This window comes from Arthrobacter subterraneus (assembly GCF_900099735.1).
Lineage (GTDB): Bacteria > Actinomycetota > Actinomycetes > Actinomycetales > Micrococcaceae > Arthrobacter_D > Arthrobacter_D subterraneus.
Genome location: NZ_FNDT01000010.1, coordinates 74293 through 86371, shown reverse-complemented (window position 1 = coordinate 86371; position 12079 = coordinate 74293). Strand labels below are relative to the sequence as shown.

Below are 12079 nucleotides of genomic sequence, written 5' to 3'. Positions count from 1 at the left end.
CCACAGCGGAGTTTTTGTCGCCTAACTGACGTTTTGACGCGGTTTAGCAGCAGTTAGGCGACAAAACTTCACAGCAGCAGCGAAGGAAGATGTTATGGCCCTGGTAGCCGGAGTGGACAGCTCAACGCAGTCCTGCAAGGTGGTGATCCGTGACGCGGACACCGGCGAGTTGGTGCGTCAGGGCTCAGCGCAGCACCCGCCCGGCACCGAGGTCCACCCCGACGCCTGGTGGACGGCCCTGCAGGAAGCCATCGCGGCGGCGGGCGGGCTCGACGACGTCGCCGCCGTGTCCGTTGCCGGACAGCAGCACGGCATGGTGTGCCTGGACGCCGACGGCGGGGTGGTCCGCCCGGCCCTGCTCTGGAATGACACCCGGTCCGCCCCGGCCGCGGCGGCTCTCGTTGAGGAAAGAGGCGCGCAGTGGTGGGCCGAGACCACCGGTACCGTGCCCGTGGCGTCCCTTACCGCGACAAAGCTCCGCTGGCTCGCGGACAACGAGCCGGAGAACGCCGCGCGGACGGCGGCGGTCTGCCTCCCCCACGACTGGCTCAGCTGGCGCCTCGCCGGCTACGGCCCAGGCTCGGGCGAAGACGGGCTGAGGGCGTTGGCCACCGACCGCTCGGATGCCTCCGGTACCGGCTACTGGGCACCGTCCACCGGGTACCTGGCGGACGTTCTCGAAAGCACCCTCGGGCACGTCCCCATCCTGCCGGAGGTCCTCGGGCCGCTTGAGTTCCGGAAGACACCCGACGGACTGCTCATCGGAGCCGGCTGCGGTGACAACGCCGGAGCGGGACTGGGGGTCGGTGCGGCGGAGGGCGACGTCGTCGTGTCCGTCGGCACGTCAGGCACGGTTTTTGCGGTGGCCGAGAGTCCGACGTCGGACTCCACCGGCCTGGTGGCCGGTTTCGCCGACGCCACCGGAAATTACCTGCCGCTGGTGTGCACGCTCAACGCCACGCTGGTGCTTGACGCGACCGCACGCCTGCTGGGCGTGAACCATGAAGATTTCGCGCGCCTCGCTCTGCAGGCTCCCCCCGGAGCGGAGGGGCTGACCCTGGTGCCATACTTCTCCGGCGAGCGCACCCCCAACCTCCCGGACGCCACCGGATCACTCCACGGCCTGACGCTGCAGAACTACACGCCGGCCAACGTGGCGCGGGCGGCCGTCGAGGGCGTTGCCTGCTCCCTCGCGGACGGACTCAAGGCGCTCACCGACGTCGGGGTTGTGGCGCGGCGCATCATCTTCGTAGGCGGCGGCGCCCGCTCCGAAGCACTGCGCCTTTCGGTGGGCGCCGTCTTCGGACTGCCGGTATCCGTTCCGGAACCCGGCGAGTACGTGGCCGACGGCGCCGCCCGGCAGGCAGCTGGAGCGCTTACCGGCGCGCTGCCCGCCTGGCGGACAACCGGCGTCGAACTGGCAGACATTGAGCCCACCCCCGAGGTGCTGGGCAGGTACCGGGAGCGGGCGGCAACAGCCTAAGCCTCACAGCATCAGCGGAGGGAAGACCCACACAAGGAATGCGCCGCCGTCGTCCTTGGTTGTGGCCGGTATGAAGCGCATCGGATTCCTGTCCTTCGGCCATTGGTCCCCGCTGGAGGGGTCACGCACGCGCACCGCGCGTGAATCGCTCATCCAGGGCATCGAACTCGCTGAGGCGGCCGAGGAGATCGGCATCGACGGCGCGTTTTTCCGCGTCCACCATTTCGCCCGCCAGCAGGCTGCGCCGTTCCCGCTGCTGTCGGCGATCGCAGCCCGCACCTCGCGGATTGAGATCGGCACCGGCGTGGTGGACATGCGCTATGAGAACCCGCTCTACATGGCCGAGGAAGCAGCGGAAACCGACCTGATCAGCGGCGGCCGGCTGCAGCTCGGCATCAGTCGGGGCTCCCCCGAACCTGCGCTCAACGGCGCAGCGAACTTCGGCTACGTACCGGCCGACGGCGAAGAGCCCGCGGACATGGCCCGCCGGCACACGGAGGTATTCCGTTACGCCATCAGCGGCGCCGGGATCGCCCAGGCGGACCCCCGCCAGGGCTCCGGACTCCTCCCCGTGCAGCCGCACTCCCCCGGACTCAGCGAGAGAATCTGGTGGGGCGCGGGCACCCGGAAGACCGCCGTCTGGGCGGCCGGACAGGGAATGAACCTCATGAGCTCCACCCTTCTCACCGAAGACACCGGCGTACCGTTCGACCAGCTGCAGGCCGAACAGATCCAGCTCTTCCGCGAGGAATGGGCCGCCGCCGGCCACAACTTCGAACCACGGGTTTCCGTCAGCCGGAGCGTCATACCCATCGTCGATGACGAGGACCGCCGGTACTTCGCGCTCAGCGCCCTGCGGGAGACCCGCGACCAGGTGGGCGTGCTCGACGGCGCCATGTCCCGATTCGGGAAGAGCTACATCGGAGAGCCCGACCGGATCGCCGCGGAACTGGCCAACGACGACGCCGTCCGCGCCGCCGACACACTCATGCTGACGGTGCCCAACCAGCTCGGCGTGGACTACAACGCCAAACTCCTTCGCAATATCGCGGAGCATGTTGCCTCTGCGATCGGGTGGGAACGGAAGGTTTGAGACCCGCCGGGGTGTTGACCGACTAGAGCTCGCCCTGGGCGGCCGTCCCGGCCGGGATAGCCGTCAACCGGGTGACCTCGACCGGCTTCTGCAGCAGCCCCTCAAGGGAGGCGCCCAGGCGCTGCACGGCCTCGCCGGCGCCGTGCTCGTCAAGCGACTCCACCGATTCCCACTTCTCGATCATGACGATGTCACCGTTCGGTGCCTCGTGAATGGCATATAGCAGGCAACCGGGCTCCTCATGCACCTCAGCGATGGCAGGGCGCAGCGCCTCGACCACCTGGTCGAAGGCGCCCTCACTGGGCGTAAAAACCGCGGTAACAACAATCGACATAGGTGTCTCGCTTTCACAGTCTGGATGAAGGTCCCCCGCCATACTAGGCTCCCCACCATGGACCAGCAGCTTCATTTCATCACTCTCGCCACCCGGGACCTCGACGCCGCCCGCAGCTTCTATCAGGAGGGCCTCGGCTGGGAACCCAAACTCGATGTGCCGGGCGAGATCCTGTTCTACCAGGTAGCGCCGGGGCTTCTTCTGGGACTGTTCGACGCCGCCAAGTTCGCCGAGGATCTCGGCGGCACCACCGCCCCGGCTGTTTCCGGCATGACCCTCTCCCACAACGTGGACAGCTCGGACGCCGTCCGGAGCACGGTCGGGGCCATGACCGGCGCGGGCGGCACCGTCCTGAAGGAACCCCAGCAGAGCCGGTTCGGCGGGATTTTCCATGCCCATGTCGAGGACCCCGAACGGCGTGATCTGGGAAATCGCCCACAACCCCGCCTGGCGCATCAACGACAACGGCGGCGTGGAACTCGGCTAGCTCCCGCCCCTATAGTGGCCGAATGGACGCTGCCACTGAGAAGAACGCCGACATCCACTTCTACTTCGACCCTGTTTGCCCCTTCGCCTGGATGACTAGCAAATGGGTCCGCCTGGTGATGGAAGAACGCGGCTACGACGTCGAATGGCGCTTCATCTCGCTGCGCCTGCTCAACGCGTCGGTCGACTACGACTCACACTTCCCCGAAGGCTACGAGGCCGGCCACACCGCCGGCCTGCGCCTGCTGCGCGTCGCCGCGCGGACCCGCCAGGAACACGGGCCCGACGCCGTCGGCACGCTGTATGCGCGCCTCGGCGCCCACATCTTTGATACGGAACGGGACGAGGAGTCCCAGTCCGGCGCCACGGGCCACCACGGCACCCGCGAATTCCTGGAACCGATCCTCGCGGAAGCCGGCCTGCCGCCGTCGCTGGCGGACGCGCTCGACGACGGCTCCCTCGACGCCGTCATCCAGTCTGAAACCGACGACGCGCTCTCCCGGACCGGCAAGGACGTCGGCACGCCGATCATCCACTTCGAGCCGCCGGAAGGCGTGGCCTTCTTCGGCCCGGTCATCAGCAGGCTCCCCTCCCGCAGCGAAGCCGCCGAGTTGTGGGACCACGTGGTGGCCCTGGCCCGGTTCCCCGGCTTCGCCGAGCTGAAGCGCAGCCTCCGGGAGCGGCCCCAGCTGCGCAGTTTCGGGATCACCGACGCCGAGACCGGGATCGAGGAGGACTGGCACGGCGGAAGCCGCCGGCAGAAAAAGTAGTCCCGACGCCCCAGCGTGTTAACTGGGTAGGTGAACGTACCCGAATCCCGGCGCGCAGCCCCCGCGGCCGCATCGTCGACCAACATGCTGCGGCGTTCCAACGCGCGCCTGATCCTCGACACGATCTGGCAGGTCCCCTCCGGCAGCACTCTCACGGCGAACGAGCTCATCAGCTCAACGTCGCTCACCCGGGCCACCGTTCTGGGGGTCTGCGACGACCTTCTCCGTGACGCATGGATTGTCGAGGAGCCGGCGCGGGCCGCAACCGGCAAGGGCAGGCCCGCCCGGCATTTCGCCCTCAATGACAACGCGGGCTATGTGATCGGCGTCGACGCGGGATACAGCGGTATCCGCAGCGTCGCCGCGAACCTGCGCGGGGACGTGAAGGGGCGCGGCGGCGCCGCGTTCGCCGCCGATCTTGACGATCCCGATCCCGCCCCCCGGACCGCGGCGCTGCAGCGCGCCATTGATACAACGCTCGACGACGGCGGTATCGATCCCGCGCAGGTGCTGACAGTATGCTTCGGCATCCCCGCCCCGGTCAGCCGCCGCGGGACCATCCCCACCGGCAACCCGTTCTGGGAACGGATGTCCGTTGACCGGGCCGCGGTGCTTGCCGGCCGCCCGCACTGGAGGTCCTTCATCGAAAATGATGCCAACCTCGCGGCTCTCGCGGAGCGCTACAACGGCACGGTCGATCCGGACGGCAGTTTTCTGGTGCTCCTTGCCGGCGAACGGTTCGGCGCCGGAATCATCGAGGACGGACATCTCCTGCACGGTTCGCTGGGCGGCGGGGGCGAAATGCACTACCTCGACCTGGTGGAAGGCGTGGGCAGCCCGGAAGCCATCGCTCCGCTGGCCCGCGCGTGGGCGTCCGATGCCGTTGCAGCAGGCCGCCGGACCGTGCTGTCCAAAGGCATGTCGAAGAAGACCAAGCCATCCGCCGAGGCCGTGTTCGCCGCAGCGGAGGCGGGTGACGCCGTCGCTCTCGAGATCGTGGAGCGCCTCGCCGAGCGGCTTTCCCGCGTCATCTCTACCCTCGCGTCCCTGCTCAATCCGGACACCGTGGTTATCGGCGGCGCCGTGGCGCCGTCCATAGCGCGCCTTGCGGAGCAGATCGAGCAAAAGGTGGCAGCGACGTCGCACTTTCCGCCCCGGGTGGTGGCGTCATCGCTGGCCGGCGACATTGTGCTGACCGGCGCGGTGAACGCCGCACTGGACAGGGTGCGGCGCAACGCGCTGGAGATCGAGCTTCACAGGGCCCCCTGACGGAGTGGGCATCGTCGGAAGATCGAAGGAGAAACTGCTGGTACGCCAGGCCGAACGCTGGCTGGCGGGACACGTACGGCCTTCCGGAACGACGGCGGCGGGCAGCACTCCTCCATCAACCCGGCGCCCTTCGTCCAAACGAATAGCCTGGCCAGCAGAAATCCGGCGAGTACACCGAATACCGCGGCCCCCAGCACCTCCCACAGCAGCACCTTCACGAGCAGTTCCTGCCCTGCCACCCCGGGCTTTGTCAGCAGCAGGATGGGCAGCATCACAAAGAGATAGCCGAGTCCGTCGTTGATGCCGCTCTCGGCGGAGAGGTTGTGGCGGACACGTTCGGGGATGCGGTCCTCGGCCAGGGAACCGGTGACGATGGGTGTGGTGACCACAGGGTCGGTCGGGGTGATGATGGCGCCCAGCAGGAGTGCCAGCAGGAACGGAATCCCGAGGAGCGCCCACAGCACGCCCGTGGCCACGACCAGCATGCCGACCATGCCCAGGAGGATGATGGCGGCGATCCAGCGCAGGTTCTTCCGCCAGTAGCCGTGCGGCAGCCGAAGGGCAACACCGGTCAGTCCGATGGCGAGGGTGATGCGCGCGGCCTCCTCAAGCAGTGTGCCGGTCGGAACTCCAAAGTCCTCGATGGTTAGGATGCCCAGGGCATAAGGGCCGATCAAAGCCCCGAACAGCAGTGCGAGTACAGGGCCGGGCAAGCTGACCCTCTGCGTCAGGGTTGAGAACGCCGAGAGCACCAGCACTGCCCCGGCGAAGAGCGCCAACACCAGATTGATGGTCAGAACGTCCCCCTACCTTCGTCTCCGCTGCCCCGGTAACGGTCATCTAGGATATCGGGGTCGCAGTGACAATCACGTTCTTTCCCCACAGGTCCTCGGTGTAGCAGCTGATCAGTACGAGCCTATTGGGGACGATGTCCCAGATGTCGCTGTCCTTCAGCGTGTCCTTGTTGTGGGTGGTGATGGTGTCCACCACGTAGTCGATCTCCCCCTCGGCGGTCGTGAGTGTCACGGAGTCTCCCACTTCAACGTCGGAACTGAGCCGGTTGAAGGGGCTTTCGCGGCCCTCCCAGCTGTGGCCCGTGACGTACACGGTGTCCTTGGACCCCTCACCGGGCGCGCCGTAGTTGGTGAGCCAGTAGCCGTCGAGGGTCTCCGGCGGGACGAGCGACTGTGCAGCCAGGTCCGCCTCCGTGGGAGTGAGCGGCAACACCGGGACGTTGATATCCGCCGACTCGATGATGAGCGCGGTCGGCGCGGACGCGGTCGGCAGGGCAGGCGGCGGTGCGGGCGCCGATGGAACCGGTGAGGGGGTCGGACTTGCCGGGGCGGACGTTGCCGAAACCGCCGTCGGAGCCGTGGTCGGGGACGCTCCCGGGCCGGAGAACAGCTGCAGCGCAGCCACCACCAGAGCCAGGAAGAGCAGGAGCACGACGGCGGCAAGGACCAGCCGCTTACGACCCTCCGGTTGGGTCCGGGTGTCGGTAGTACTCATGTTCCTGCGATCTTTTCCCTGTGGTGGTGCGGTGAGGGGCACCGTCCGCTGGACGGCACCCCTCACCCGACGTGTCCCGTAATGCTAGCTGTTGCTGACGCGGCGGGCTGCCAGCGTTCCGGCGACAACCATGAAGCCCAGACCTGCTGCGAGGACGCCGATCCCAGCGGGGTCGGTGTCGGTTGTTGTTGCGGCTGTCTGAACGTTCATTCCGCGATTAGCGCTACCGGTGCCCCCGCCCGTGGTGACTGCGCCGCCGCCGGTCCCGGTTCCGGTACCGCCGTCGGTGCCAACGCCGCCCACGGCTCCTGCTTCGGTGCAGGCATCGATCGCCGCGTTGAAGAGTGCCTCCAGCTCCAGCAGGTCGATGTCCAGCCCTTCGAGCTGAATGAGGAGGCCTTCGACGACGGCGACCGCCGCAGCAAGGTCTGCCTCGGCTTGGAGAACTGCGTCGGCCGCGACGATCTGGTTCTGCAGATCAATCAGGGCGCTAAGGTCCACGTCACCAAGCAGCGCGTCCAGCTCGGCTTCAAGAGCGAGCAATCCCTCGATATCGCCGCTGGCCAGGAGGTCGACCAGCAACTGTGCCGTTGCTGCGTCGTCAACGAGGATCTCAAGGTCAGCTATGACGTCGCGAAGGGCACCCTCGAGCGCTACGAGGTCAACCTCTGCCTCAAGCAGGAATTCACTGGAAACGATGCCGACGTCGAACAGCGCGTCAACGGAGGCCTGGGTCAACTCACCGTCGGCCAGGTCGCCGAGGAGCGCATCTGCTTCGACCTGTGTGAGGTCGCCCCCTGTGACAGCGGCGTTGATGGCCGCAGTAAGACCGTCAATATCCAACGCTGCAGCGAGGAGGAAATCCTCAACGTCGATACCCAGCTCCAGCAGCGCATCCGCCGTCACCTGATCGATTTGTCCGCCCAACACAACTTCGAGGAGGGCCTGGGCTTCTCCTACTGCGCTGCCCGCAGACGCGTTGGCGTTAATGATGGCATTGAGGTTCGGAAGCTGCTCGGTTTCGACAGTCAGTAGCGCCTCGGTCACCAGGACTTCGAGCTCCTCCACGGTGAGCGCACCCTCCACCGTCAGCAGATCAAGCGTTTCCTGCGCGTCAATGAGGTTCTGCAGCGCTACGGCGAGCTGCACCTCCAGGTCCGCGGTAATCCCTGCATTATTGAGGGCAGCTGTGAACTGGCTCTGCGCCGTGAGGCACTCCGGCGATTCGTGAACGGCTGCGGCCGGCGTCGCGGCAAAAAAAGCACCGCCCGCAACGAGCGTGACGGTGGATCCTGCAGCGAGAAGCTGCTTGCGTGCTTTCATGGTTCTCCCCTGTACGAGTGGACGTTGGCGTCGTCGCCAACCGCGCCCAATTGTTGCGAGTGGCAATCAAGGCCCTCCAACAATTACCGCAATCAAAACCTCAACAGGTAAATACGCTTATTGTGTTATGCAACCGTTATGCTTTGGCGGGTCGCTGCGCACTTTGTGCCTGATCCAGCAGCTGCGCCAAATGAATTCCCTTCCGCTCGCTGAGGTCCTCCAGTTGGGTCCGGCAGGAATAGCCGTCAGCAAGGACGACGGCGTCATCGGCTGCGGCGCGGACCGCCGGCAGCAGCTGCTGCTCGGCCACCGCAACGGAAATCTCATAGTGGCCGCGTTCGACCCCGAAATTCCCAGCCAGGCCGCAGCAGCCCCCGAGCTTCTGCAGCGAGGCGCCCGCGCCTTCCAGCAGCGCCGCATCCGGGCTCCACCCCATTACAGCGTGATGGTGGCAGTGCGGCTGCGCAACGATGGTGGTCCCCTCCAAGGACGGCGACTCATACCCGGGCGTCTGCGCAAGCAATTCCGCGAGGGTGTGCGTGGCCGCGGCAACCTTCCCTGCTTCCGCACGGCCCAGCAGTTCGATCGAGTCCGAGCGGAGCACACCGGTACACGAGGGTTCAAGCCCCACGATGGGAATCCCCTGCTCGGCATACTCCTTCAGGGTGTTCACGGATGAGCGCAGGATCTTCCGGGCGCTGTCGAGCTGCCCGGTCGAGATCCAGGTGAGCCCGCAGCACACCGGCTTCTCCGGAATGCGCACCTCGTAGCCTGCGTCCTCGAGCACCCGTACCGCCGCCTTGCCGACCTCTGGGGAGAAGTTGTTGGTGAAGGAATCCGCCCAGAGAAGTACGGGCGGTCGACCCCCGGACGCGTTGACGGGTCGGCCGGCGAACCACTTGTGAAACGTCTGCGGGGCGAAGGCGGGGATTTTTCGGCGCTGGTCCACGCCTGCTACCCGCAGCCCCAGCTTCCCGAGGCCGGGCAGGCTCATCAGGGCGTTCACCACCCGCGGCGCAACCGATGCGAGCGAAGCCCACCGTGGCAGCCAGCCGAGCGAATAGTGCGACGCCGGCCGGATCCGACCCTTGTAGCTCTGGTGCAGGACCTCCGCTTTGTAGGAGGCCATGTCGATTCCTGTGGGGCAATCCGAGGCGCAGCCCTTGCAGGACAGGCAGAGGTCGAGTGCATCATGGACCTCCGGCGCCCGCCAGTTAGGCTTGCCCTGTTTGTGGCCGGCGGCCGCGCCGCCGGTGACGCTTCCGTTGATCATCTCCTGCAGCGCCCGGGCACGGCCGCGCGTGGAGTCCTTCTCTTCCAGCGTCGCCACGTAGGACGGGCACATCACGGTATGGCTGTTCCGCTGCGTGGCGCGGCACTGGCCCACGCCGGTACAGCGATGGACCGCCTGGCTGAAGTCGCCGTCGTCGTGCTCATAACCGAAGGCGAGGCCGGAGCGCAGTGGTCCTGCCTCTGCAACCCGAACGTTGGCGTCGAGTGGCTCGGGATCCACCAGGATGCCGGGGTTGAGGATGTTGTCCGGGTCGAAGATGCCCTTGACCTTGCCGAAGAGCGAGAGCGCGGCCGGCGTATACATGTACGGCAGAAGCTCGCTGCGGGCACGGCCGTCGCCGTGTTCGCCGGAGAGGGATCCACCGTAGGAGGCCACGAGCCGTGCCGCGTCGGTGAGGAAGGCACGGAAGGCGGCGGCGCCGTCGTCGCGCTGGAACGGGAAGTCCAGGCGCACATGCACACAGCCGTCTCCGAAGTGGCCGAACGGGAATCCCGTGAGGTTGTGGGTCAGGAGGAGATCGTCGAATTCCCGGAGGTAGTCCCCCACCCGTTCCGGCGGGACGGCCGCGTCTTCCCACCCCGCGTGGGCCGGTGCACCTGCCGGCGAGCGGCCGGCAAGCCCCCCGCCGTCCTCGCGGATCCGCCACAGCGCTGCCGCCTGGGCGGGGTTGGTGATGATGCGTGAGTCCGTGGCGGCGCCGGTCCGGCTGACCGCTGCTGCCCGGTCGGCGACCTCGGCGGCGTCGTCACCCGAGATCTCAACAAACAGCCAGGCCGCCCCACCGGGCAGTTCGGGCACTGCCTGCGGCCCCTTCCGCGAGCGCACCACCTCCACGATCCGCGAATCCAGCCCCTCACACGCGGTGGGCTTGAACGGCAGCACGGCGGTCACCGCGTCACCGGCGTCGCCGATGTTCGCGAACCCAAGCACCACCATGGTCTTGTGCGGCGCGTCGGTCACCAGCCGGACGCCCGCTTCAAGCACCACGGCGAGCGTCCCCTCGCTGCCCACGAGCATCCGGCGCAGGTCGAATCCGCGCTCCGGCAGCAGATGCTCCAGCGAGTAGCCCGACACCTGCCGGCCAAACCGGCCCAGTTCCGTGCGGATGGTCCCAAGGTTCTCGCCCACCAGCGAGCGAAGCGCGTCCGTTTCAGCGGACGACGGCGCGTCCCCGGCTCCCAGCCGGAGCCTGGTGCCCGATCCCGTCATCACCTCGAGATGGGTGACGTTGTCAGCTGTCCGGCCATAGGCGAGCGCCCGCGATCCGCACGCGTTGTTGCCGATCATGCCGCCCACGGTGCAGCGCGTGTGCGTCGACGGGTCAGGACCGAACCGGAGGCCATGGGCGAGCGCCACCTTCTGGAGCGTGGCATGCACGGCGCCGGGTTCCACAACGGCGGTCCGGCTCTCGGCGTCGAACTCCAGGACCCGGTTGAGGTGGCGGCTGAAGTCGATGACGACCCCGCGGCCGATCGAGTTTCCGGCCAGGGACGTGCCGGCGCCGCGTGAGGTGAACGGGATTCCGCGTTCGCGGCACACTTCGAGGGTGGTGAGGACTTCGTCGAGGTGCCGCGGGAAGACGACAGCGGCGGGCTGGATCCGGTAGAGGGAGGCGTCGCTGGAGTAGACGGCGCGGGAGGTTGCGTCAGCCCGCGCATCCGCAACACCGCGCGACTGCAGTTCGGATACAAGGGACCTGGGTGCCGTGAGCGTCGTCGCCATGGGTAACATGTTACTACTACGCAGGCCCCGCGCACACGGCTAGGCTGGGTGCATGCCTGCCGCACCGACGCCGCGACCGCCGTCACTCACCGAACGCACCATCGAAGCGGTGCGTGACGGCATCCGGAACGGCACGTTTGTACCCGGTGAGCTGTACTCGGTGTACCAGCTGGCGGACCGGCTGGCCGTCTCCCGCAGCCCGGTCCGCGAGGCCCTGCTGCGGCTGGCGGAGACCGGGATGGTGACGATCGAGAAGAACCGCGGGTTCCGCGTGGTGTTGCCCGGCGCCCGCGAGCTCGCCGAGATCATGGCGGTTCGGGTGGCCCTTGAGGTTCCGGCCGCTGCCCACGCGGCGCGGCGTGCCGGCCCCCAGGACCGCGAGGCACTCGAGAAGGAACGCGAGGCCATGCAGCAGGCGGTGCTCGACGGCGACGAGGGCACCTTCCTCCTCCACGACCAGCACCTTCACGGCCTCCTGCTCAACCTTGCGGGCAACAGCCGCACCATCCGCATCATTGCGAACCTTCGTGACGCAACCCGCCTCGTCGGAATGTCCACGATCCGCACCTCCCGGTCGCTTGAGGAGGTCTACGCCGAGCACCTGCCCATCCTCACCGCCGTTGAGCATAGTGACGCCGAGGCCGCCGCACGCGCAATGCGCCGGCACCTCGAATCAACGGGAAAGCTGCTGCTGCGCGGGGCGGCCACGGAGAACGACGACGTCGACCGCCTCTGGGAGGACTACGTCGGCTGAGCGTGCCTGCAATGGCGCGGCTACCCAACACGCGGGTAGAAC

Annotated in this window: 11 protein-coding genes; 6 read left to right on the top strand and 5 right to left on the bottom strand. The window is 67.4% G+C overall.

The genetic code is table 11. From position 1 onward, the window contains the following. Nucleotides 1-94 precede the first annotated feature (94 nt). Both BLS52_RS11800 and BLS52_RS11795 read left to right on the top strand, forming a co-directional pair. On the top strand, nt 95-1483 hold the full coding sequence (locus BLS52_RS11800) for a xylulokinase (protein WP_090586931.1): 1389 nt from the start codon (nt 95-97) through the stop codon (nt 1481-1483). 70 nt (nt 1484-1553) lie between these two features. Further along, on the top strand, nt 1554-2576 hold the full coding sequence (locus BLS52_RS11795; protein ID WP_090586929.1) for an LLM class flavin-dependent oxidoreductase: 1023 nt from the start codon (nt 1554-1556) through the stop codon (nt 2574-2576). 22 nt (nt 2577-2598) lie between these two features. Here BLS52_RS11795 and BLS52_RS11790 read toward each other — a convergent pair whose 3' ends face one another. After that, nucleotides 2599-2910, bottom strand: a complete 312-nt coding sequence (locus tag BLS52_RS11790; protein WP_090587011.1) for a putative quinol monooxygenase — start codon at nt 2908-2910, stop codon at nt 2599-2601. Nucleotides 2911-2967: 57 nt separating this feature from the next. Here BLS52_RS11790 and BLS52_RS11785 point away from each other — a divergent pair, with 57 nt between their 5' ends. From BLS52_RS11785 to BLS52_RS11775, 3 genes are read left to right on the top strand one after another with little or no spacing between them, the layout of a single operon-like run. Next, nucleotides 2968-3492: a VOC family protein gene (locus BLS52_RS11785; protein ID WP_245702836.1), complete on the top strand. Its 525-nt coding sequence runs from the start codon at nt 2968-2970 to the stop codon at nt 3490-3492. Then, nucleotides 3420-4166, top strand: coding sequence for a DsbA family protein (locus BLS52_RS11780; protein ID WP_090586928.1), 747 nt, complete (start codon nt 3420-3422; stop codon nt 4164-4166). Before BLS52_RS11785 ends, BLS52_RS11780 begins: the two co-directional genes overlap by 73 nt. A gap of 30 nt (nt 4167-4196) precedes the next feature. After that, a complete protein-coding gene (locus tag BLS52_RS11775; protein ID WP_139186262.1) occupies nt 4197-5435 on the top strand; it encodes an ROK family protein in 1239 nt (412 codons plus the stop codon). Here BLS52_RS11775 and BLS52_RS11770 read toward each other — a convergent pair. The 4 genes from BLS52_RS11770 to BLS52_RS11755 all read right to left on the bottom strand — a co-directional run bounded on the left by BLS52_RS11770 (nt 5420) and on the right by BLS52_RS11755 (nt 11283). Next, the gene (locus BLS52_RS11770; protein ID WP_245702835.1) at nt 5420-6217 is read right to left on the bottom strand and encodes a cation:proton antiporter domain-containing protein; all 798 of its coding nucleotides are present in this window, start codon (nt 6215-6217) and stop codon (nt 5420-5422) included. The two genes, BLS52_RS11775 and BLS52_RS11770, sit on opposite strands and share 16 nt — an antisense overlap. 58 nt (nt 6218-6275) lie before the next feature. Next, the gene (locus tag BLS52_RS11765) at nt 6276-6944 is read right to left on the bottom strand and encodes a class F sortase (RefSeq protein WP_090586924.1); all 669 of its coding nucleotides are present in this window, start codon (nt 6942-6944) and stop codon (nt 6276-6278) included. 84 nt (nt 6945-7028) lie between these two features. Further along, nucleotides 7029-8267, bottom strand: coding sequence for a hypothetical protein (locus BLS52_RS11760; RefSeq protein ID WP_090586923.1), 1239 nt, complete (start codon nt 8265-8267; stop codon nt 7029-7031). Nucleotides 8268-8403: 136 nt separating this feature from the next. Beyond that, nucleotides 8404-11283, bottom strand: a complete 2880-nt coding sequence (locus BLS52_RS11755) for an FAD-binding and (Fe-S)-binding domain-containing protein (RefSeq protein WP_090586921.1) — start codon at nt 11281-11283, stop codon at nt 8404-8406. A 52-nt stretch (nt 11284-11335) separates the two neighbouring features. Between BLS52_RS11755 and BLS52_RS11750 the strand changes: the two genes are divergently transcribed. Further along, nucleotides 11336-12037, top strand: a complete 702-nt coding sequence (locus tag BLS52_RS11750) for a GntR family transcriptional regulator (RefSeq protein ID WP_090586920.1) — start codon at nt 11336-11338, stop codon at nt 12035-12037. The last annotated feature ends 42 nt before the right edge of the window (nt 12038-12079 follow it).